16 protein-coding genes are annotated in these 24,759 nt (G+C 39.1%); 1 reads left to right on the top strand and 15 read right to left on the bottom strand.

Annotated features, from left to right (window positions below; all coding sequences use genetic code 11):
* Positions 1-92: 92 nt before the first annotated feature.
* The 13 genes from AC07NA_RS00955 to AC07NA_RS00895 all read right to left on the bottom strand — a co-directional run bounded on the left by AC07NA_RS00955 (position 93) and on the right by AC07NA_RS00895 (position 22,500).
* Positions 93-923 carry a PKD domain-containing protein gene (locus tag AC07NA_RS00955; protein ID WP_494894878.1) on the bottom strand — a complete coding sequence of 277 codons (831 nt, stop codon included), beginning with the start codon at positions 921-923 and terminating at the stop codon, positions 93-95.
* 25 nt (positions 924-948) lie between these two features.
* A complete protein-coding gene (locus AC07NA_RS00950) occupies positions 949-2,385 on the bottom strand; it encodes a PA14 domain-containing protein (protein WP_494894876.1) in 1,437 nt (478 codons plus the stop codon).
* Between the two features lie 30 nt (positions 2,386-2,415).
* The gene (locus tag AC07NA_RS00945; protein WP_494894874.1) at positions 2,416-4,116 is read right to left on the bottom strand and encodes an alkaline phosphatase family protein; all 1,701 of its coding nucleotides are present in this window, start codon (positions 4,114-4,116) and stop codon (positions 2,416-2,418) included.
* Between the two features lie 41 nt (positions 4,117-4,157).
* Positions 4,158-5,771: a DUF5008 domain-containing protein gene (locus AC07NA_RS00940; protein WP_494894873.1), complete on the bottom strand. Its 1,614-nt coding sequence runs from the start codon at positions 5,769-5,771 to the stop codon at positions 4,158-4,160.
* A 38-nt stretch (positions 5,772-5,809) separates the two neighbouring features.
* Positions 5,810-6,532: a hypothetical protein gene (locus AC07NA_RS00935; protein WP_494894871.1), complete on the bottom strand. Its 723-nt coding sequence runs from the start codon at positions 6,530-6,532 to the stop codon at positions 5,810-5,812.
* Between the two features lie 35 nt (positions 6,533-6,567).
* Positions 6,568-8,091 carry a RagB/SusD family nutrient uptake outer membrane protein gene (locus AC07NA_RS00930; protein WP_494894869.1) on the bottom strand — a complete coding sequence of 508 codons (1,524 nt, stop codon included), beginning with the start codon at positions 8,089-8,091 and terminating at the stop codon, positions 6,568-6,570.
* 11 nt (positions 8,092-8,102) lie between these two features.
* Entirely contained in the window at positions 8,103-11,255 is a 3,153-nt protein-coding gene (locus tag AC07NA_RS00925; protein WP_494894867.1) for a SusC/RagA family TonB-linked outer membrane protein, read from the bottom strand.
* Between the two features lie 21 nt (positions 11,256-11,276).
* Positions 11,277-12,368 carry a DUF5007 domain-containing protein gene (locus tag AC07NA_RS00920; protein ID WP_494894866.1) on the bottom strand — a complete coding sequence of 364 codons (1,092 nt, stop codon included), beginning with the start codon at positions 12,366-12,368 and terminating at the stop codon, positions 11,277-11,279.
* Positions 12,369-12,404: 36 nt separating this feature from the next.
* On the bottom strand, positions 12,405-13,514 hold the full coding sequence (locus AC07NA_RS00915; RefSeq protein WP_494894864.1) for a discoidin domain-containing protein: 1,110 nt from the start codon (positions 13,512-13,514) through the stop codon (positions 12,405-12,407).
* 13 nt (positions 13,515-13,527) lie between these two features.
* On the bottom strand, positions 13,528-15,030 hold the full coding sequence (locus AC07NA_RS00910) for a RagB/SusD family nutrient uptake outer membrane protein (RefSeq protein ID WP_494894863.1): 1,503 nt from the start codon (positions 15,028-15,030) through the stop codon (positions 13,528-13,530).
* Positions 15,031-15,067: 37 nt separating this feature from the next.
* Positions 15,068-18,070: a SusC/RagA family TonB-linked outer membrane protein gene (locus AC07NA_RS00905; RefSeq protein ID WP_494894862.1), complete on the bottom strand. Its 3,003-nt coding sequence runs from the start codon at positions 18,068-18,070 to the stop codon at positions 15,068-15,070.
* Positions 18,071-19,018: 948 nt separating this feature from the next.
* Positions 19,019-21,472 (bottom strand): glutaminase family protein, encoded by a 2,454-nt coding sequence (locus AC07NA_RS00900; RefSeq protein ID WP_494894860.1) that lies wholly within the window; start codon positions 21,470-21,472, stop codon positions 19,019-19,021.
* Positions 21,473-21,609: 137 nt separating this feature from the next.
* Positions 21,610-22,500, bottom strand: coding sequence for a hypothetical protein (locus AC07NA_RS00895; RefSeq protein ID WP_494894859.1), 891 nt, complete (start codon positions 22,498-22,500; stop codon positions 21,610-21,612).
* Between the two features lie 157 nt (positions 22,501-22,657).
* On the opposite strand from AC07NA_RS00895, the gene AC07NA_RS00890 reads away from it, so the two are divergent.
* Entirely contained in the window at positions 22,658-23,713 is a 1,056-nt protein-coding gene (locus AC07NA_RS00890) for a response regulator (protein ID WP_494894857.1), read from the top strand.
* Positions 23,714-23,715: 2 nt separating this feature from the next.
* On the opposite strand, the gene AC07NA_RS00885 is transcribed toward AC07NA_RS00890, so the two are convergent.
* Both AC07NA_RS00885 and AC07NA_RS00880 read right to left on the bottom strand, forming a co-directional pair.
* On the bottom strand, positions 23,716-24,165 hold the full coding sequence (locus tag AC07NA_RS00885) for a hypothetical protein (RefSeq protein WP_494894855.1): 450 nt from the start codon (positions 24,163-24,165) through the stop codon (positions 23,716-23,718).
* 44 nt (positions 24,166-24,209) lie between these two features.
* Positions 24,210-24,665 (bottom strand): DoxX family protein, encoded by a 456-nt coding sequence (locus tag AC07NA_RS00880; RefSeq protein ID WP_345208919.1) that lies wholly within the window; start codon positions 24,663-24,665, stop codon positions 24,210-24,212.
* Positions 24,666-24,759: the final 94 nt, after the last annotated feature.

The following is a 24,759-nucleotide window of genomic DNA, read 5'->3' as shown; positions in this document are numbered from 1 at the left end:
AGTATACATTAATTAAAAATATACGCAGCAAAAAGGGGTAAGACCTTTACAGCCTTACCCCTTTTTATTAAGTTAAGTATATATACTTTATATTATTTGTTAGGTTGTTTTTGATTTACCGTCCAATCTGCTAACTGAAAATCGCGGCTACCATTATTACGTGTTATACGTATGCGATAATATTTGTAGGCAACCAAACCTTTGTTATTAAAGTGAAAAATCCTGAGCACTTTTCTTTCATTATCAGCCCATTGAGCCGTTTTAATTTCATGTAACGGAATCCACTTAATATCATCTTCCGATCCTTGAAATACCCAGGCACTTGGATCACGATCACGTGAGTCATTAGCCGATGTCAATGTGTAAGCGCCCGCAACTTTTGGGGTATCCAACGCTATTTTCATAACCAAGTCTCCCGCGAAACCTGATTGAAAGAATTTAGTATCCCTGTTTTCATCGATAACTTTTAGAGAACCTTCACCTGCGTTAGGACCACCGCCATTATCACGTGATACTGTAAATATCCCACCAACTGTTCTGATGTAATTAGGCCCTACTTTTCTGGGATCAAATGTAGGATCAACAATGTTAAGCATTATTTGCTTACTCGCCGAGTAATTTTGCCCGTTACGTGTTGTTAACGTTACATAATATATACCCGGAAACGCGTATTTATGAAAAGGGGCAGTATCAACAGATGTACTGTCATCACCAAACTGCCATAGTATCTCTTTGTAATTGGTAGATGAACTTGTAAACTGATACTCTAAAAACTTAGTTGTATCAGGTACTACGTATTCAAAACCGGCAGTTGGCTTAGGCTCATCAGGTTCCTGTACAACCACTTTCTTATCTTTTTTACACTGTACTGTTATCATTGCTATCAATAACAGTACTGATAGTATGCTAAATAGTTTTTTCATTGTATTATAATTAATATATTAATAATTATGGTGCCGGGAATAATTGAGTTCGTGGTATTATACGTCTGCCAACACCGGGAGCTTCAAATTCAAGACGAGCTTGCTGGCCACCCACATTTTCGCGGTGGTGAGCCTCAATTTTATAACGTTTACCCCGTTCCAGTACAATTTTCCCAAATCGTTCCGGACGATCCCACTCAGTGTTAAATTTATCAACCAACATAACTCCATTTACAATTAAACGAGCCCCATCATCCCATCTTGTTTGATAAAAAGTATACTCGCCATTTACAGGTGCAAGAAATTCGCCTGTCCATCTGGTTGAAAAATTATCCCGGCTTATAGATCGCATACCATCTAACCATGCATCATCGCCAAAATCAACAGTTTCATCTATTCTTATTAAGTCTGCTTTCCTACCGTCAAAATCAAGCATTTGATTATTACTAAAGTATTCTGCTTTTAAACCTGTGCCCTTACCTGTGATATAAGAGTTATTGTCTTTAACAACACCAGGATCAACCAGTACAATTATTTTGCTATTTGTTGGATGCAAAACGTGTTTGGTTGGGTTACTAATACTTAATGCGAAGGCAAAAGTTTTATTTGGCACAATGTTAGCATCAAATACAGGCCACGGTATCATTAAACGTACCAAGCCAGAACTTCCCCCAGTACGAATACGTATCGCGGTATCAAGAGTATATTCGGGCGGTACCGTTGTAGAGCGTAAACTTATTGAGCTTGCAGGTATTTGATTATTAGCAATAAGGGTAGCAATAGTATCTACATTTAGTTTGATTTTTAAATCAAAGGCGCCGGCCGGTTGCCCTGCAAGGTTTACTATTAAAGGCACAGTAATACCTGCCGGCGTAACTTCATAACCATGTTGATAGGTAATATTCAGCTTTCCATTAATTGCATTAGCAAACGACAAATAATGCATTTCTTCTTCTTTGATAAGTTCTTTGGTATCAAGTACAACCAAAATATTTGAACTCTGAGCGGTTACCGTATTCCCTTTACCCGGTAGTACCAGCTTAAAGGCGAAAGCAAGTTTTTTACCATAGTTACGCTCAAGCGCACTTAACCGTACAATAGCGGTACCTATACCCTCGCTTGCCCCGAAAGCAACATTAACAACATTAGGGTAGTCAACTGATCCGTTCGGTATCAGAATAGTATTAGTTAATGTACCATCAGCAATTAATTGATTAACTGTATCGGCACTTAAAGCAATGCCAATTTGAAACGCTTTTGTAGCTACTCCTGATAATTTAATTTTGAATGGCACAGATACCGATTCATTGGTTTTAGTTATTCCACCTGCCAATACCCCATCACCAGACACGCTTCTTGAATCCGTCTTGATTACACTTACATCGTCAAGATTGTTTTGTTTACAGGATACGGCCAATAGTGCCAACAATCCTATAACCACGCTATATTTAATCTTTCTCATAATTTAGTAATTTATATCTCTAAACCTTAATTATTGATCTAACCAAACCCTACTGTCTAATCCCCATCTTTGCTGATTTGATATTTTAAACCAGTTTATTATCTGAGACGGTATATCCACCGTTTGTGGCACAAACGTTGCCAAAGCAGCTGCCGATGGCGGACAAATAATATCATTAAAATCCTCCCACTGATAGTTGCCAAGCAAATTAAAATCACGTGCCTGTGGGCCAACATCGGCTATTATACTGCCTTGTCCGTCTGTTGCAGGCCAGTAAGCAGCAAGGAAGTTATAATCAGGGTGACTTTCGTCAATTGATGTTTCGCAAGAATAGTTGGCAATAACATTATCAGGAACCGGGAATTTAAAGAAACGGATATCACTAACGTATACGTTTGGTTCACCATGGCCATTACCATTTAAGAAACCTAATTTTAAATTATTATGGTTAGCAAGGCTTCCGGAATTTGTAATTTCCAGCTCGTTGTTAAAAACTCCATTGGTGTAGGTACGTATAAATCGTTGATTACCACGTTGCTCTAACTTTACAGAAACGTTTTCCCATATACCGCGTCTTAAATCGCCGCCACGGCACTGACGGTAATCACCATCTTTGGTGCCTCTCCATTCAAAATACCAATATCTGTTTTCTAGATAAATTACCCAGCCAACTGTTGGGTGTCCTCCCGACCATTCTCCTCTTTTACCTAATATACTTGGCCAATAAAACTCGTCTTCATTCTTTTTAACTTTTAATTCGATGGTACATTTGGTGGTATCATCAATATTAAACATCTCAGCATCAGCACCGTCAATTTCAGCTCTTACATCTTTACCATACAGTCTTACGGTTTTACCTAAATAACGATTACCGGTAAATGGTTTACCTATAATGCGCGTTTTGTACTTAGTATTATGATATATAGTAAATGTATTTGCTTCGGTATTGCTGAATACGGTATTATCATTATCATTTGCAGGTATGGTAAATTTACCACCAACACTTGATGCCACTACAATTAACCATTCTTCATTATCATAATTTTCACGTCCTTCTAAAGCAGTTAGTATTTCGCCTACATAGCCGTCAAAATCTTCAATTGCCTTTTTGTATGGTGCAAAAGAGTTATCATAACCATATTGAGCCCCGGCAGCATTAACATCATCAAACTGGCCTACAATAAACGCGGCTGTATCTGTTTTAAGATTGTTAACAATAGCATCTTTAACCTCTGCATCTGTACTAGCCTGCTCACTTACATCGGTACCCCCTGTAAGATTATTTTTAAATGCTGCTGCCGACGCGAAAGAAACAATTTTCGTATTTGGACTCATCTCCTTTATCCTTTCAAAAAGAACAGGATAATTTTGCAGGTTATTGTTTGTGAAATCGTTAGTGGTAACAAGGTGTTTCTCTTTTTTAACCCCTGTTAACATACTGGCCCAATTAGTTGCCTGCGCTGTTGAAGCCGGATCGCTTAAACCCACCCAGCTGTAAATTGAATTTTTTGTTAAGGCGTGTAATACAGGGGTATTGGCGTTTTGTACCGATACACCTCTAGCACCATCAACTATCAGGTATAAAACTTTACGGTTACCATATTTAACCGTAGCTGTATCCTGATACTTATCTCCGGGCAATGTTCTTACAAAATCTTTATTACAAGATATTATCGTAGTTGTAAGTATTGCACCAAGGAGGAAAAGAAATAATAATTGGAATTTTTTCATATCACTCATCTCTTAATTTAATGATTTATTCAGTCTGCTCATTATTCTATGGTTACTCGGGTAATGTTATTAACCGGCAGATTATCAAAGCGATAATACCCACCCAATAACAGTAATGCTTTTTTACCATCGGCTGATTTGGTTTCAACAATATCCGTTAGGTAACCCTGAAACGGACCAGTTGCATTATACTTTGGAACAAAATTGCCCTTATTGTCTATAATCATGAAGCCACTACGTGTTACATTATCATATTTTCTGAAGCTGCCACTTACAACTATCCAACCATTATCTAACTGTTTTGAAAAGCCATAAAAGCCACCTTCATATGATTTTCCCTGAAATGATTCATCAAGACTGCCATCTTCATTTATCAACGCGATACCTAAAGCCTGTTTACCATTGTACGACCTAAAGTTACCTGTGATAAGATATTTTTTTGTAACGCTATTATAGGTTAGATAATTAATTGAGTTATCGGTTCCTGACCCTACATTGAATGTATTATCAATACTTCCATCTACGTTTAAACGTACCAGGCGGTTTGCAGGGTTTGAATCAAAAGTTGTAAAGCTTCCGTAAACAACCAATTTTTCATTTAAAGCCCCTGATGTATGCATATATGAATCTATCGGACCATTTGCACCCGGTAAACCTTTATTAGTTGTTGCGTTAAAACGGAACGATTTATCAAGGCTGCCATCAAGATTAAAACGAAGAATTTGACGGATTTCTGTACTATCCAATATTACAGTGTCGCGTTGAAAATCGTAACTAGGTTCAGTATAAGTTCTGGTTACATAGTACCTGAAAGAGCCTGTTGCCAATATCTTGTTCTGATGTTTGTATATCTTAGATATATACTCATTAGTACCGCCATTAAAACGAGGGAAATATTTGGTAGTATCATCCAAACCAGGTTTTCTGTAAGTTTTAATACCCATCGTATCTACACTTCCGTTTAAGTTTAAAGTGGTAATATTACTAATATTATCACCCCTGAAACCGAAACCGCTGAAACCTCCGGAAACAGCATACTTATTATTGATTTCAATAATTTTTGATAGCTGGCCGTTAGCTCCCCTGCCTGTTCTGAATGTACGGTCAAATTCAAAATCAGCAGAAACCCTAACAATTCTGTTTAAAGGAGTTGTAGTACCTTTATTATCGTAATTATTAAAACCGCCTATTACAAAATACCTGCCATCAGCCAATGGATATGCCTGGGTTACTACTCCGTTGGTACCCGCTGTTGCCCTGAAAGACGGATCTGTATTTACCAGTCCATTTACGGTGAATATGGGCCCGATAACTAATTGATCAGATACTGATATAGAAGTAACACCTGTACTACCTGCATCAGGTACCTTAACTTTTATAGTTGATTCGGTAACTTCGGTAACTTCACCTTCTTCACCATTAAACATAAATTTTAACTTGCCTTCATATTGCTTTAAGCCTTTCGCCTGAAAGGTAACTATGGTACCTGATTCACCATTTGCAGGTACCGGTGCCAAACTGCGGTTAATTTCTATACCTAATGGTGATTTAGCGTCAGCATAAGGGTCTTCAAAATTCGTTTGCTCTTTTTTACACCCTTGTATCGCTACAGCGGATAAAGCAACTATGGTTATTATAAATTTTAATTTTCTCATCTTCAAATTCATTGTATGTAAACAATTATACCATCGCTTTAATTAGATGTTGTAAGCCCCGAATTGTATACCTCGAGCATAAAATCATTACGATTAAAACCAAAGTACGCTGATGCGTAGGACAATGTATGTACAATTCCATTTTTAGGTTTTATATCAGACGAAGATATTCTTACGGGGATACTTTTACTATCGGGGTTGGATAAATCATACAAAAAGCTTAAAGATAAGTTTCTGTAACCTAAATATTTAACACCATTCACATCACCGTATTCGGCACCTATGTTACATACAGTTCCGGCTAATGAATAATATAAACCACCCGGATAAAGGCTTTGCAGATTCAGATCTATCTGCGGATAATCTTTAAGCCTGTTTACCCCTGTAAACATATAACGTTGCAGGTACTTCTTCCATATTAAAGAATCAATATCTGATAACGCTTTCACGGTATCCCTGCCTACAAAAAACAATTGTCCGTTTAACGAGCCTAAATCATTTTTATCACCGATGGTTCTTTTTATAACATCATCATCAAGCGCAAAAAAGGTAAAGTCATCATTACGAAATGTTTGCTCCAAACCGGCAAGCTTAACTATCTGTGCAATGGTATCAAAAGGTACCGGTTTTGATTCGAGATAAGCAAGCATATCTCCATTAAAATTTGGATCTGCCTTACCCCCATCTTCGTAATAACTATCTCTTTTACAGCTATTGAGCGCCAGTAACAAACAAGCACAAACAATAATCAGATTTTTCATATTTTTTATCATCACTACTATAATGTATGTGTTAATTAATTACCACCGTTAACCCAATAAGTATTCAAAACCATAAATGGATTATTGGTTATTGCATTGCCATTAATTGGCCATGTCCATGCACCGCGGTTAAATTTGTCTAACGTTAAAACGTTGTAAGACCAGGTACTGCTCAATATCCGTTTGGTGCGTACCAAATCAAAATAATGATGCCCTTCACCCATCAATTCACGTGAGCGTTCAAGGAAAATAGCATCTTTTAAATCCTGTCCGGTAAGATTAATCAAAGGAGCACCTGCCCTGTCGCGCACCTTATTTAAATATTCAGCAGCCTGTCCATCCCTGTCAGTCAACTCAGCCATTGCCTCTGCTGCTAACAATATTTCACCTGCATACCTGAAAATCATGAATGTATTGTCAGGGTTCCTGTCTTCCTCACCGGTAGCAAAGGCATTAACGGCAAATTTTGTCATCATAAATCTACCGTTGTCGGCAAATATATCCTCGTTGTACCATATTGATGCTCTTTTATCACCATTTCCGGGATATAGCATTTGCATGTATTCACCTCTGAAATAAGCAAAACTTACACGGTGGGTATATTCGGGTCTTTTATATGGGTAGTGCAAAAACATATCGCCAATTGGCGCAACGTTTGTATTTTCATCACCATAGTTAACACTTCGGTAAAACTCAAATAAACTTTCTTCTGATCTGCCTTTTATTACTGTTGCCCAATCTTCAATAGGCAGTAGCTTATAAGCATTGCTGGTAACTAATTCTACACCGTAAGCAGCAGTTTCAGAATAATATTCAGTTGCATGTGCCTTGTCAAAACCGGCATTCCACATGTTCATTTCCATCAACAGTGCAATGATGCTGCCACGGCTTGCCCTTACTCCTCGTAATGCCGGGTCGGAATAGTTGAAAGGAACGTTATCTTTATATTGCTTAAGGTCGGCTATACATTTATTTAATACCGATACCATGTTTTCACGTGGCAATGGTTCTGTATGGAAAGCGTCAGTATAATAAACTACATCGCCATATAGCCTTACCATCATAAAATAAGATAGTGAACGTATAAAGGCTGCCTCGGCTTTAAACTGCTTTACGTCATTAGCACTTACTCCGGGTATGCCGCCATCTAATTTCTGCATAAGAATATTAGCGCCTTGTATTACCCTGTAATATCCTGTCCAATCGGTAATAGCACGAAAATTATAAAAATCCCATGGTCTGCCGCCGCTTAACAACGTAAGGAGATCGTTTCTGCCCAATACCTCAACATATGAACGGGAAACACCGCCATCTGCCTGTGGCTCATACAAAACCTCTCCTGAGCGGTATTCGCCTACAGCGCCGGCGTAATGGGTTTCATTGATCTTGCCAAACAGGATACGAGACATATCGTATATGTTGGCTGTAACATCATCTTTTGATTGATAAAAGTTGTTACCTGTTAATTTATCAATGGGCTGTATATCTAAAAACTTTTTACAAGAAGGTAAACTTAAACCCCCTGCAATTGCTAAAATGTAAATTACAATTTTTTTCATGATCCTCTGCTTTATTTACCTGTATTAAGTTCTAAGTTTAAACCAAAGTTGTAAGTACGCGGCACAGGGTATCCGTTAGAAATATCACGGCCAAGCGTAGTTACGTTTTCAGGGTTAGGGCCTGAATAACCAGAGAATGTAATAAGGTTATTAGTTGATCCGTAAACCCTTACGTTATTAAAACCAAACCTCTTTACAAAATTACGGTTAAAGGTATATGACAGTGTTACGTTACTGATCTTGAAATAAGTACCTTCTTCCTGCCATAGGGTTTGATCTGGCCTAAGTGGTTGTATGGCACCATATCTTGAATAATCATACAAGTTTGGATACATTGCCTGATCACCCGGCTGGCTCCAGATATTGTAATTACCCAATGGCACAACAGCTCTTAAAGCATAAGGATCGCTCATGATAGCCATACGGTCGGCAAGGGCATTATTTAAAATTGTCCTGTTCGCTGTAAATGTACCGTAGATGTTTAAGCCAATGCTTTTATATACAAAGTTGGTTGAAAAACCACCTGTAAGTAATGGCTGTGAATTTCCTGTAATTTCGTAATCCCTGTCATCAAGTATATAATCACCATTAACATCTTTAAACTTAGGGTCACCTCCCTGGAAGAAGTTACCATTGGTTTGATATTTTTTACCTGTAAGCGGATCAACCGGCACATCGGTATCTCTTGAATACACACCTTCATTAATACGCAGGTAATTTGATAGCGTGTTGGTACCTACACGATACACATTGTGCTGTCTGTAATTACCATTTTCAAAACGTATGTATTGCCCGTTGTATTCGGCAGGTAATTTCAATAGTATATCTCGGTTGATAGCACCGTTAACTGAAATGCTCCAGGTGATATCTTTAGTTTGTACCGGCCTCGCTGTAACCATTAACTCGTAACCGTAGTTGGCAAGTGCAACACCATTACTAACTAATTTACCAAAACCGGTAATGTTAGATAATCCTCTATCAAACAATATGTTATCAACCTTTTTGTAATAAGTATCGAAGTTAACCTCGATTTTACTTTGCCATAAGCCCATATCAAAACCTAAGTTCCACTGGGTGGTTGTAGTAGGTTTCAGGAAAGGGTTAGGTATAATATCGTAATTGATACCTATAGTTGGGTTGTTATTGAAGTTACCGTTTAAGTTATAGATACCATAAATACTCTGTAGGTTACCTGATGGGTTAATGTTTTGACCCCATGTTAACCTCAAACCACCGTATGATAACCATTGCGCATCTTTAAACCAATCTTCTTTACTATAGTTCCAACGTAAACCTACCGAAGGGTTTTTAGAGTATGGGTTTTCTAAACCATTTGATGAAGTACCATCTAAACGATAAGATAACTCAGCAACATATTTCTTCTTAAAGTCGTATGAGAATGAACCTGCAAACGAAGCAATTGTGGCATTTCTGTAAGTTGATAATACACCACCACCTCTTGAGTAGTAAGAGTCATAACCTATAGGGCCTTGCAGCTGATCGTTAGGTGTTCTTTCCTGGCGAATAATGCCTGCCTGAGCGCCTTGTTTATAAATTTCGTTAAACGTGTTAACGAAAATGTTATGATCGGTACCAAATGTTTTAGCATATGTTATAGCGTTACGATTGTACAATGTGTAATCGCGGCCTTCATAATCATAAACTCTTGCAAACTGGCCGTTAGCGGCAGCCGGTGTAAATGTTGATTCGGCATTAGACGTGTAGTCATAGCTGATACTCGAAGAAATAGCTAAACCAGCGATAAATTCGTAACGACCACTAACGTTAGTTCTTAAGTTACGGGTGCTGTTGCTGTTATCGGTACGTAAGGCTGATAACACACCTGTTGAAGCCTGATAAAATGATGGAGGAGGCAATAATGAAGATGCCTGACCACTTGTGGCAACGCCCGACTGTAATATACCTAAACCATCGCCTTTTGCCTGGCTACCTACCGAACCGAACAAGAACCCGTTAAACTCAAATTTATCATTTGGCCTAACCTGCATGTTCATGTTTAAGCTATACCTGTCAAAGCCTGTGTTTTTGATAACCCCTTTTTGAGAGAAATATCCAACGTTGGCTTTATAGTTGAATTTAGGATCACCACCATCCATACCAACGTTATGGCTTTGATTGTATGTAGTTGCAAAAAATACATCTTGCCAGTTGGTAGAGTTATTGTAATAAGCATTCAAACTATCTGACAGGAAAGATGTTAAACCTATTCTCCTGATCTCATCAATATTTGTTGCATTATACAATATCTGCGAAATTTTAGCTCTGCGTTCAGAGTTACCGCCCAATGTTTCACGTAATTTTGGTGGTTGATCAACAAAGTAGTTACCTGTATATCTCACCCTTGGCACTTTTGAGTTACCACGTTTGGTGGTGATGATAATTACACCATACGCACCGCGTGAACCGTACATTGAAGTTGCCTGGGCATCTTTTAATACTTGTATACTTTCAATATCCTCCTGCGGTATAAGTGATAGCGGACTAACGCCCGGACCTTGGGTTTGAAAACCAAACTCTGCGGCCTTATCAGCATCCAGTGGTACACCATCAATAATATATAATGGTGAAGTTGGTTGCAGAAATGACTCGTTACCACTACCTGTAATACTTAAGGTTGATAAACCACGTATTTGAACCGATCCCCTGAAACCCGGAGCACCCGTGTTGTTTTGAATATTCAAACCCGCAACCTTACCTTGTAGTAATTGCTCCACGTTTGATACCGGAATATCCTGAATATCTTTACTTCTGATAGTAACAGCCGAACCTGTTGTTGTTTCTTTTTGCCTGTTTTGATAGGCTACAATAACAACCTCCTCCAATGCCTTTCTATCTTCTGATAAAAAGATGGTTTGTGGCTTCATGTTGGCTTCAACCTTTACCTTTTGCGAAACATAACCGATAAACGTGAATACAAGTGTTGAATTTACCGGTGCAGTAACCGTAAATTTACCCTTTGCATCTGTTTGGGTTAGTGCCTTGTATGGCTTTTCCATCACTACCGTTACGCCCGGAAACTCTGTATTTGTTGCTTTATCAATAACAGAACCGGTAACAGTGACGTTTTGTGCTTGCGAATACAGATCTGTGCAGCAGATCATGCAAACAATAAGCATTGCATAATATAGTATATGTCTTCTCATTGTGTTGGCTTTAATAGTCTCTTATTCGTCCTTGAATTTTGGATTGTCTGTTTTAAAATGGAATACAATTTCCCAGTCGCCCTTTTTGTATATGGCAAAATCTATCCCGAACGTTGATGTTGACCTAAGCCCACCAAACCCTATCCTCGAATACCTGAACTCGGCGTGGTCCCTTGAACCACCGGGTGCATAAACTGTTGATATTTCAACAAGGGGAATAGGGTAAGCTACATCATACTGCACATATTCATCTGTTTGTTGTATATTAAAACCATGCACAATTTTATCCCATCGTGTTTCGCCAAACCGTGATGGGTTTATAGCTACAGAATCTTTATCGAGAAATTTGAAACGTAATGAATTGCCCGTACCGCCTGTAAAAGGGCGTATATACACCACCACATCTTTTCTATCATCATTACTTACAAGGGCCCTATCGGTAACCTCACCTATTACGTTGTTAAGAAATGGCCTTATATAATCACGTCCGTTCTTATTATTAGGCGCTTTAGGATCAGGAGCTATACCACCGGTAAAAGCATTGAAATCATTTGATGGTTCGTAAGGGCGCTCCCTGTAAGGGCGTAATTGCAGATCGCGAATAACTGTGCTACCGCCTGTATTGGTGATTTTCACATCAAAAAAGCGCGTATCCTGAGGAAAGTTAGTACTATCTGTAGGCCTTGGCGTTAACAGTTCATTAGTTGCCGATGGCCACAAAATGAATTCTCCTGACGATCTTATTTCAAAAATAGAATGCTCTTCAAGTTTTCTTTTCGCTTCAATTTCAGCAATACTTGTTTCCAAACCTGTATAAGCAGCCGTCCACACATAAGTTTGCTGTTTAGTGAAAATATCAGTAACCGGACGACCATCACCATAACGTGCATTTATAATTTCGAAAGTAATAGGTGATGTTGAGTTATCACCGTTAAACCCTCCCATTAGGTTAGCACGCCCTATTATCGGTTCAAGAATTTTATTATTGAAGTTAACATTTGAACTTAAGTAATCCTTTTCGTCAGGTAAATTGAATATCTTTTTACAGCCGCTACTTATAGCAACTATAGCAAACAAGAGACAGATAAACTCTTTTTTAAAATATGTTCGCATATTTCGAATTGTTTTAATTTTTTGATATTCCATTGCTTATTTAGCTTTATTAATACTCCACTCAGCCAGTTGGAAAAGTCCGCCGTTTCTTAACTCTGTTATATCTATACGATAAAATTTGTACGCTGTGGTGTTAGGACATCTGAATACTTTGGTTTGGTACCTTTCTTCAAAAAAGAAATTACTTCTTCTGTCAAGCTCTGTCCAATCAACACCATCTTGTGAACCTTCGTAAGTCCACGCTCTCGGGTCACGCTCAGGGGCATCATTTGCTGATGTAAGAGTATAAACACCTGATACTTCAGGGGTATTTAACTCAAACTGTATCCATAAACGGCCTTGTAACTCGGCAAGGAATTTAGTATGATCATCACCGTCAATAACTTTCTTAGATCCCTCACCATTGTCAGCACCAGCGGGGTTATCACGCAATACTTTAAGTTTACCACCTATTAATGTGATTAAATTTGGTGGTGGCGGAACGAATGTTAAACGTTTCACAAACTCATCGAAACCAAAGATGTGATCGGGGCTCACTACGTGAACTATACCATTATTAGTTTGAATATTGTTTGAACCAGTTGTTGTGGTTGACCAGAAACGAATAAACTTACTTTTTTTAGTGTTGCTGAATTCGATAACCTCTGGGCCGCCATCAGTATAACCCGAAGCTGATGCCCTGGTAACTTTAGCGTGCATTGGGTAAGCATACCTAACGCTCGACAGATCCAAACCATCTTGCAATACCAATGAATCTGATGTTTTTTTACCTCTTATTATGTAATAAGATGCCATTGTATCCAAGTGTATTCCATCAATGTTTGATAGAAACAAAGGATCTTTATCTGACTGGCGTCTTAAAGTGTTTAAGTTGGTAAGCGCTAACTGAAAGCTTGGATTGGTAACTGCAAAAAGTGTAACGTTACTATCTGCAAGTGTTTCTTCCAGGTTCATTCTCTTTACAACAGAAAGTAATGAATCATAAACCCCCGGTTTACTTTGCAAATACTGTAATGTTGTACCGTTAAATTTCCTATCACCATCAGTAGAATTGAAATACCCGCCATCCTTCTTACAGGCAGATACCATCACCGATAAAACCAATAATAGTTTTAAAGTTCTCATATATCGTGTTCTCATTTTCATATATATGCTTGGTTTATTTCCAATAAGGATTTTGGGTTAGCAATTTATTTTGTGTAAGGAGCTTACGCGACACCGGCCAGTAAATACCACCTGAATTTATCAGATTAAGGAAACCCGGGTTATTTTGCTTGATTTTATTATAGCGTATTATATCATACCACCTTTGCCCTTCGCCCAATAATTCGCGATGACGTTCTTCAAATATCACATCTACCAATTCCTTATCGCCTATATTAATTGTGGTTATGCCTCTTCTGGACATTACATTTACCAATTCATTCAATGCACCATTTTGGTCACCTAATACAGCCAATGCCTCTGCGCGAAGCAGTACTATATCTTCAAGCCTGGTAAAAATGAGCGCGCTGGTAAAATACCTGAAGTTAGGGTCATTAGTGCCCCCTTGTATTACTTTCAACTTACTGAAAATAGGATACTTACCATTAAAGTTTGTAAAATAGCGCTCAAAGCGGGCCTGGCCCAAAGTATCTATACTAAAGCGTTCGTCATTAACCTGATCGAATATTTTCAATATGGTATCTTTAGGCATAAAGATATCCGGAACTTTTTTGGTTGTAAGCGGCTCTGCCAATGTAAGCTCCTCAAGGTGACCGGTTACCGAACCATCGATATGGCCCCAATCTGAGTTAAAGCCAAACATTTGACGAGTGTTTTTATTGAAGAAGAAACCATTTGAGTTGGTAAGGTCAGCGGTACCTGTATAACCACCACCGCTTCTGCCATAATTATCTTCTACAAACTTTGCATAGGTAGCCACGTTCGAATAATCACCCTGCCATGCTGCTAAATGGGCTAATACTGCATAGGCTGTATTTTTTGTAGCCAATGCACCACCCCATCTGCCATTACTTTCATTATAATAGTCGCCTTGTTGTTGAATATCATTACTACTGTAGGCAAAAGGCAAATCAGCTGCGGCTTTTAGCATTTCCTGCTCAGCCCATGTAAGTATTTTGTTCCTGTCCTCACGTGGTTTATCTTCAAATTGCCCATCGTGCGAAGCGGTTATAAATGGCACATCACCCCATATACGTACCATGTAGAAATAAGTAAACGCTCTTAAAAAACGTACCTGTGCAATATCCACAGTCATGTTATTTTCAGTATAGCGTTTGTCTTTTGCTCTAACCTCGGCAATACGCTCAAGAAAAATATTTGCACCATTAACAACGGCGTAATACCTTGTCCAGTCAGATAGTGCTTCAACTACAGGGTATGATGCATTTAGTGTATTAGTGCGTACAGCTTTCAGATCTTGTCTGTTTGGGCTCATAAACTCACCGGTACGCACATCACCGTATATCCAGTGGCTGTTATTATCTGAAAGTGCTGCACGGGTAAGCGCGTAAACACCCATAATACCTGCGCGGGCATCTTCTACGGTGTTCCACATATTAGGCTCAGCCACTACCCTCACCGACTCTTTATCAAGCACCTTATTGCAACCGGTAAAAACTACCAGCGACATCAGGGTTATATATAGTATCTTTTTCATCGTTATATTCAGGATATTTTTGTAATTACTTTTCATATCATAATTCCATTTTAACACCGAATGTGTATGTTCTTGGCAAAGGCTGGCCATAGCCTGTATCATAACCATCATAACTCACCAGTTCAGGATCCTGACCGGTATAAGGGCTGATAGTAAATACATTATTTGCGCTACCGTAAATAAATAACCTTTTAATGCCAATTTTCTTTTTCTTTAAGAAATCGCTAAGGTCATAGCCTAATGAAACTGAACGTAATTTCAGGAATGAAGCATTTTCCAGGAAAAGATCCTGATCTACACGGTAAGGTATAACGGTGCTCCATGGATTGTATAGCGGATATTTGGTATAATCGCCGCGTTTTTCCCAAAAGGTGATCTCTTTTACTGAGCTGGCATCCGCGTTACCTTCACGGTTAATAAAGTCAAACCTACTGGCCATTTCCTGGTTAATCAGCTTTCTGCCTAAATTGAAATACAGGTTCGTATTCAGACTCCATTGTTTGTATTTGAAGTTATTATCCAAACCGCCAGACAATGTTGGCAAAGAATGACCTTGTAATGTTTTATCATTATTATCGATAACATTATCGCCATTCAAATCTCTCCAGCGAGGATCACCGGCCTGTAAAGGGGTACCGTTATATTTCAGTGGCTGTCCGTTAACTACAGGAATTTCGCTGTTAGCGTTATAAATGCCATCATTAGTTAAAAGCCAGTACTGGTCAACCGGCTGGCCTACTTTCAGGAACCTGTTACCGATAATAATCTCGTCAAGTCCTCTTGGCAAAGCCTTTAGTTTGTTGCTGTTGTGGTTAAGGTTTATCGCAGATGACCATGAGAAATCTTTCCTCTTTAATACATCTGCTTTGATGGTAACATCAATACCCCTGTTGTTTACAGCCATACCGCTTTCAATTGATTGCTTGTAACCATATTCAGCAAATGATGGGATAGCTAACAATTGATCTTTATCGGTTTTAGAGTACAGGTCAACAGAGAATTGCAGACGGTTGTTAAATAAACCACCATCAAAACCAATGTTAAGCTGGTTTGAGTAAGCCCACGGAATACCATAACCTACCCAGCCGGCAGAGTATGGCCTGGTTAAAACACCGAACGCGTTATAACCGGGTACCGTTAAGTTACCTGTATAGCCAACTGACGCGGTGTATTGCGGGCCTTGTGCATAATTGTCATACACGTTGAGGCGGCCGATACGACCTGCGCTGATACGGAATACCAGGTCAGTTACTGTTTCGCTCTTTTTCAAGAACTCATTTTTAACACTCCAGCCAAAGCCAACTGTTGGTGAATAGAACCATCTGTCGGTAGGTTGCGCGTTTGATGAACCATCGGCACGTAAAGTACCGGTGAAAGAGTACTTGCTATTGAAAGTATAATCAGCCTTACCATAAAATGAAACAAGGTTATCGCCTGTTTTATCAAGGAAACGGTAGGTTAACTCACGAGGGAATGCAACAGGTGTTAAATAACCACCGCTGTTAGGGTCAGAATCTAACAAGTTGATCTTAATATAGTCATTTGCACCTTTATAAGCGTAAGCATTGCTATATTTATAAGTATCCCATTGCAGTGCTTGCCCTACGGTAAAGTGAAACTCGTGTATGTTATTTAGTGTAAGATCATAAGTAGCCTTGTTTTCGAAATTCAAACGCTGGTTAAAACCATAGTAGTTTGAAGCATAACTATTGCCTTGCAACAAAGTACGTGCGTAAAAAATATCGCGGTAGCCTTCATTATAATCAACAGAGAATGTGCTGCTGTAATTAAAGTTACCCAACTCGATACCTATTCTGGCGTAGCCTTCAATAATGTTCGATTTGTTATCGTCAAAACCTTTCTTGAACTGATCAAGGTAATTGATATAATAATCTTTATTAGGAGCAAGCGGAGCGCTCAAATCCGGAAAATAGTTAATTTGCGCAAAACGATCACGCAGGTTTCTATTCCTGTTGCGCTCAATTCTGTTGGCGTTAACCATTGCCGAGAACAATAACCATTTCAAAGGTTTCATGTTGATACCGAACATTGCGCTATACCTGTCTAAACCGGTATCATCAGCCACACCCTGGTTTTTCATGTTACCTAAAGAGAAACGGAAGTTAGCACGGTCAGAACCACCGGTGATACCGAAGTTGATACCATAGATCATGGCATTACGGTAATAAAGATCGGTCCAGTCAGATTTACCGCTGTAAACCGTGTTAAGCGAATCGCTCAGATAAATCGGATAATTCTCATCATCTGAATACCTGCCGTTAGTGGTATACAAATCATAAAATCTTTGTCTGAAAGCATTTTCGTATTTACCGTTGATAGTTGTAACGCTTGGCCTTTGAACCATACCGATGTATGAGTTGAAAGTAATGCTACGTGCAACATCAGGTGTTCTGCTGGTTAATATAATAACACCGTTTACGGCACGCGGACCATAAATAGCAGTTGCTGCAACATCCTTTAATACTTGAATTGAACCAATGTTGTCCATATCAATATTTGCTAAAGGGTTTGTTGCAGTACCAATGCGGTTATAATCGTATTGCTGTATATCAAACGCGAATGGGTGTTCACCAATAAGCGGCACACCATCCAAAATCACAAGAGGCTGTGATTGATAAACATCCTTTTTTGACAGTAACGGCATAGGAGCGCCGCGAATAAACATATTTTGTACACTACCAGGTTCGCCTGACGGCTCCTGAACATACAAACCTGCATATGAGCCTTTAATAAGTTGCTGCAATGATACAGCAGGGAATAAATAAAGGTCAGTAGGTTTTTTTGAAACGCTGTCGGTTAAACTGTTATAAACAGTTTTCTTTTTTACAGCATTAGCATTTTCTTTTAGTAAGGTGTCTTTTACCGTGGTGTCTTTACGGAGAGACGATTTGGATTTAGGTTTGTGAACAAAGGTTGAAAATTCTGTTCTGCTTCCCCCTACCTCATTACCCTTAGCTAAGCCAGTAGATGCATTTATAATTACAGTGAAAACTATAAAGCACAGCCATAAGTATCGCATAATTAATCGATCTTTAAATTGATTAGATAAAAAAAAATTGTTGAGAAGATTATAACATCACGAAAACAGCAAGCTATTTATGCGATTGTGGGATGTCCAGAAGAAGTGGTGTAATGTAAAAAGTTTAGTCATACTCTATCATTTAAGTTTATATTAAAAAAGGAAATTGTCATCAATAAAAAACTGCTCACTAATCCGTCAAACAATTCAATTGATTATGATATTCTATAATCGGTTTTAACAAATATATATTAACAAAATTGATTTATCAAAATTTATTTATTGGGCTTAAAAAATTTAAAATATTCATTATAATACCCTATTTCAACCATTAAACTTTGCAAAAAATCATGTCATTAAATAGTAATATTTCAATTACAAATACCAAAATTAAAGGTTTTAGCAAGCTAATTTTGGCTAATTGTAGCATGTTTTTTACCCTTATGTATCAATTTTGATATACTAAAATGTAGGTTTTACAGTTCTGCCCAAATTATCCATCAAAACCACTTAAACAATTTAGCAGCGAAGCGCCGTTTTTTACACGGTAAACAGGTATCATTATTATGTATATTTTGATTGTTTAACCACTATATTTCACCTCTAAAATCCAAAGGCCTTCGTCATTAATATAACAATCTTATTAAAAGTGCATAGCTGGGCTAAATCAGTTGTGCACAGCAGATAAAACGTATTTTCAAATAAGCAGCATCTTAAAAAGTTGTCAATACAACTTGAATGTTTGACATTGAATTATTGCTTGTTTAAGAAGCATAATAAATCATGGTTTATGCTTGCTAAACTGCGGAAATACTGAGATGAAAATATGGTAACAAAGACCATCTTTATCGGCGCAAAAAGGCCCTGAAACAATTTGAAAGTTCAATTGTATCAGGGCCTTTATTATACACCTATTATAATAGGTATTATTTTTATGTAAAACGGGTATTATTTCTTCAGTTTTTGCTCAAGCATTTTGATGTAAAAACCACCTACAACACTACGTGCAGTGAAGTTCATTCTGTGGGCATCTTTGGTTTCGTGCCAGTCGCTCATAGGCACCCTGTCATGGGTTTCCAGCGCGTATGTATACACAGGTTTTATCAAAGCTTTAAAGGCATCAATGTTGGTGGCCAGCGTTGCCGACCACAGTATCCAATCAGACTTGGTATATGTTTTACGGCTATCCAGTGGTATGCCATACTGTGTTTGTTTAGTAAGGTAGTATTTCACCTCTTTATCATACACTTCCTGCGGGAATAAGCCAAGGCCAAGCACTTTATCCCAAACCATGTTATATTTTTGGCTCCAGGTGTCTTTGTTATCAAACGTTAAGGCATAATGGTCGCCGGCATCAGCCAATACCATCCATTGTTTGGCCATATCCTTAGCCATGGCGGTATATTTATCTGCTGTGGCCTTTTCACCAAGCATACCAGCCATCATGCCGTATCCACCTAATGCCACTATGGCTTTTACCGAAAGGTTGGCATTGCGTGCCAAATGGCCCGCGAAATCGTCGGTTGATAATTGATTAGCCGGATCGAGCCCGTTCTTGCTCAAATACTCGGCCCAGATACTTATAGTTTTCCAATGCTTTTTGGCATAATCGGCGTTACCCTCGGCCTTGGCAATGGCTGCCGCGAGTATCAGCATATTACCCGATTCTTCAATAGGCATGTCTTCGCCATAGGTTTGTCCGTTCGCTACCGGGTATGTACCTAAATCATGTGATGAATAGGGCTTATTCCATTTACCGCTTTCGCTGAAATAGAAAATGCCGTTCATCATACCTTTTAACAGATCCGGGTTATACACCAAAAACAACGGAGCCGACGGATAAGTTACATCAACCGTGCCTATTGAGCCATTACTAAAATTTTCTTTCGACAGGAAGAGGATTTCCCCTTCCGGGCTCTTCACCAATTTATGCGCTGATATGGCCTGGCGATAAGCCAGTACACAAAGTTTAGCGTATACATCTCCCCCACTCTTCACCGCGTCGGCGTAAAGTTGTTTATCAAACGTTACGCACTTTTGCGTTACTTGTTTATATTCTTTGGCAGCAAGTGCCAATTGGTTTTCTATCGTTTCTTTTCCGCTGTTGTTCCACCATGGGCGCAGGTTTTGTTTAAAGTATTGTACTGCGTACAAATCGTCATACCCTAACAATATAAACTGCTCTTTAGCCACGCTGCCAATTGCGCCCATCGGTATAACAGTATTCAATATCAATTTTTCGCCTGTAACGTGCGCTGTATTTTTTCTTGGCTTAGCTACTAAGGTTTTTAAAGCATCTGCCGAGGTGGTGATACTTTGTATGCTATTGTATTGCGCGGGCACGGCTACATACATATACCCCCAGTCAATGCGCACATCATCGCCTGTGCGTTTAAGCAATGGCTGCTCTACAGTACCGGCCTTTAATATGGATAAGCCTTTAGCTGTATACTTATCGGCCACCAGTTCCTGAAAATCGCGGTGGGTAGCGATATTGCCCGATGCACCAAAGTAAAGTTTCACCTGGTGCGCTGCACCATCGTTAGATTTAACCTTAGCAGATATATAGGTAACAGGCCTCGAAAGCAGATTAAGATCATTCATCAGCAATGGCGATGTAAAAGTAACATCGAGGTTAATTTTACCGCAGGTAAACTGATAGCTGGTTTGCGTGGCGTTAACCTGAAAGTCTTTCTGCACGGCATCAACAAACTTCACGGCGTCCTTATCATTAGGTTCTTCAACCAGGCCGGCACCAAGGTAAGATGGGCCGCCTGTATTTACCGCGTATATCGCTAACACGTTTTTGCCTTTATGCAACGCTTTCTTTACAGCGGCATCAATAGGAATATATACAAAGCTGCCTGCAAGTTTTTTAACGTTATATATCTCTTTACCGTTTAAATAAACAGTGGCATTATCATCGTGTCTTATTTTAAGGTAAAGTTTATTGGTGTTGATCTGGTTAAGGGTAAATACGCGCCTTACCCATATCTCATCTTTTTTCCAAGGGGTTTTTGCCTGTGACGATTCGCTGCCGGCCGGGCCTACTTCTGTTTTCCATTGGGCATCGTCAAAATCAACAGATGTCCAATTATCGGCCGGTTTGGTTTCGGTATAATTTAATGACAAAGGTTTTTCATCGGCGGCCGGTAATATGGTATTGAAAACTTTTTCGGGCTTGCCTAAAAAGCTGTACACTTTACCATCTACACTTACTAAACCGTTTAACGATTGATTGGCTCCTGTCCAGTGCTGGGTAGTGCTTTCATTTAACTTATCGGTGGTTGACCAAATGCTGAAGTAAGGATCGTGAGTGACTAAGGGATAGGCAGGTGCCTTACGTTCCTGGGCAAATACGGTAGAATAACTAAATAAGATAAAGAGTAAGGTTTTTTTCATGCAATGTGCTAAAACGTTTAGTTGGTTCAGCAAATTAAACACTTTATTTGTAAACTATACAATTTATGCAGATTAAATATTCAACATAAATTTCGGCAATTGTACAGCCCCTTACACTACAGTATATATAATAAGTATTACAGGTTAACCGTGCTGAATACTGATGCTTTATCGCCCGAATAAACAAGCATAGGAATATTGAGTTGGGATACTTTTTCTTTACTAATGCCTAACGACAGCAACCTGTCGGCAAAAATGCCTTTGCGGTGGGCTACCGCAATAAGATCTACCTGTTCGTTATCAATAAGCCACTCCAAAGGCGCATCTACATTATCAGGTAATTCGTAATAACTTGCCCGGCCAAAGTTGAGCTTAAAAGCAAGATCGCTCATAAACAGTTTGAGTGCTTTTTGATTGCTTGTGAGCTTATTTTTGCCACCAATAGCACTCACTATGATGGAGGCATCAAAATATTTGGCAAAGCCTGTTAGCGATTGTATATAATCAATCTCGTTATAGCGGCCATCTGTTGCGAACAGTATCTTATCAAAACCGCTGGCGGGATTATTTTCGGGTACTATTAATAATGGCAATTTCGCAGCATCAAGTGTTTGCTGAAAATCAGCATCACTAACATATCCATAGAGCGTTTCGTGCTCATTATTTGCTAATACCATCATCAGGATGTCTTTATTATAACTAAGCACACTAACACTCTCGGTAAAGCTCCCCTCCCAGCAGGCATAATCAATTGCCGGGATAAAACCATCAGCAGGATAATTCTGCTGAAGATCTACCTCTAACTGGCTGCGGAGTATGGTAAACCCGACCTCTATATTTGCTTTTTTTAACTTTTTACAAGCCACGTATTCATCCGTTTGTTCATCCGGAATGGGGTATCTTTCGTCTATTGAAATGGAACTGTATAATAATAAATTAGCTTTTAGTTTGTACGCAGTGGCGAGGGCGTATTTGGCTACGGTACATGCAATCTCATCTGCATCGGTTAGGTATACAATAGTTTTCATAGCTATCAGGGGTCGTGATAACGTAAATGTTACAAAAAAGCTTTGATTAAAATATGACGATGGTCACAAATTGAAATTGTGTGCATTTATTAATTTATTAGTATAATTGAAGAATATTTACGAACTTGATAATTTTCTGCCAATTTCCCTGATTTAAATGAAAGGTTGCATACTAATTATAGAAGATAGTATTGATATAAGGGAAGCTACGGGCAAAATTTTGGAGCTTGAAGGCTACGATGTAATTTTTGCCGAAAACGGCCGCAAGGGGGTTGAGCAGGCACAATTTCAAAAGCCGGATTTAATATTGTGCGACATCATGATGCCAGAACTCGACGGTTATGGCGTTTTATACACCCTCAATCAGAACCCTGATATTGCAACCACACCTTTCATTTTTATTACAGCCAAAAACGAACGTATTGATATGCGTCGCGCCATGGAAATGGGTGCCGACGATTACCTTACTAAACCTTTTGACGAGGATGAGTTATTGAACGCCATTGAAAGCCGACTTATAAAAAAGGAAAAACAGCAGGAGTTTTACAGCAAGTGTTTAGATAACTTAAATACACTTATCTCCAAAACAGAAGAGCTGACTGAAATTCGCAACCTGTTTTCGGAACGTAAAATAAGGGCAGTAAAAAAGAAACAACTGCTGTATTACGAGGGCGATAATGCCCCTGCCTTATACCTTGTAATTAGCGGCAGGCTTAAAACTATAAAGATCACCAAATACGGGCGCGAACTGGTAACGGGTATTTATAACCCGGATGATTTTTTAGGAATGCAGGCCCTGTTACTTAACGAGCCTTACAGCGAAACGGCCGAAGCTATTGAAGATAGTACGATATGCATTATCCCGAAGGATATTATTGATTACCTATTGAGTAAGAATACCGGGCTGGCCAATATGTTCATCAGGATACTCTCGAACAATGTTCGCGAAAAGGAAGAACAACTGTTACAGTTGGCCTACAACTCGGTACGTAAACGTATGGCCGATGTATTGCTGCGCATTTTAAAGCAACTGGGCAATGAAGATAACGGCACCATAAAGATATCGCGTGAAGACCTTGCCGCTATTGCCGGTATGGCTTCAGAAACCGTAAGCCGAATTATTACCGATTTTAAGAACGAAGGCCTCATTACCAAAAAAGGCAGCACCATTAAAATTATTAACAGCGAGGAGTTAAAGAAGATAAAAAGCTGATGCTATTTTAAGCGAACATAAGTCTCCACTATTTCTCGGTTAACATTCAGACTGTCAATTCGTTCAATACCTTTTTGTATTAAAGTATCGTTTTTTATGCTAACGGTGAACTTAAAATCGTGGTTTTCCCATTCACGGTAATTGCAATATTCCAGGTGCTCGCTGTACTCCTGTCCTGTTAGTTTGTAAGTGCCGTTACCCGCCTCAAAATTAGCGTTGGCTGTGTCTTTACCTTGTTTCAGGTCATGCTTAAAAAATGAGAAGCGCTCATTATTGAACATCTTGATCATTTCCTGCCCTGCCACCGGGAAAGTGGTTAAGGTATCGCCCTTTGTTATATTTTTGGCCGTCACTAAGCGCCAGGTGCCTAATATGGGTTGATCGTTTTGGCTTGAAGGACGGCTGCACGCCGATAATACTACAGGGATAATGAGCAGGTTACGTAAGCGCATAGAGATATGGTTTACACAAATATATCATCTTAACGCTAACATCATTAAACCGCCTCATCTTTATTTCTATCTATCGATAAAACCCTGTCGAGCGATAGCGGCCCCGAACCAATGAGGATAAATAATACCAGCAACGCCAGTACGATTATAGAAAGCCACAGTTCGGAATTTACGGTTGATTTAAGCACGTTTACAAAGAACACCGCGCCAAATACTATCGGTAGTTGTATCAGGGCGGCAAGGCGCGTTACAAGGCCTAAAAATATCAGTGCACCGCCCGCCAGGTGCGCGAAGGTGATGTAGTATAACATATACTCCACCGTATCGGCAGAGGCGTTGATGCTGCGCGTTTCAACAATAATATCCCGCAGAAAGGGCATATTGTGAAAAAAGGCCGCGCCTTTAAGCATTAAAAATATACCTAAAAGTATCCGAATAAAATCGAGTAACTTAGGGTGATGACTATCGCCCCATGTTTCAATGTTGCTGATGAGTTTCATAATTGGTTTACAGGCAGTGGAGAATTGCCTGATCAAATATAAGCATCTCTCCACTTAAAAACCATAGCAACACCAGGTTATATCATTAAAACTT

It is taken from the genome of Mucilaginibacter sp. GW821-FHT07G05, assembly GCF_059418565.1.
Note: the sequence above shows the minus strand (reverse complement) of the source record. Positions and strands in the feature narration are given on the sequence as shown.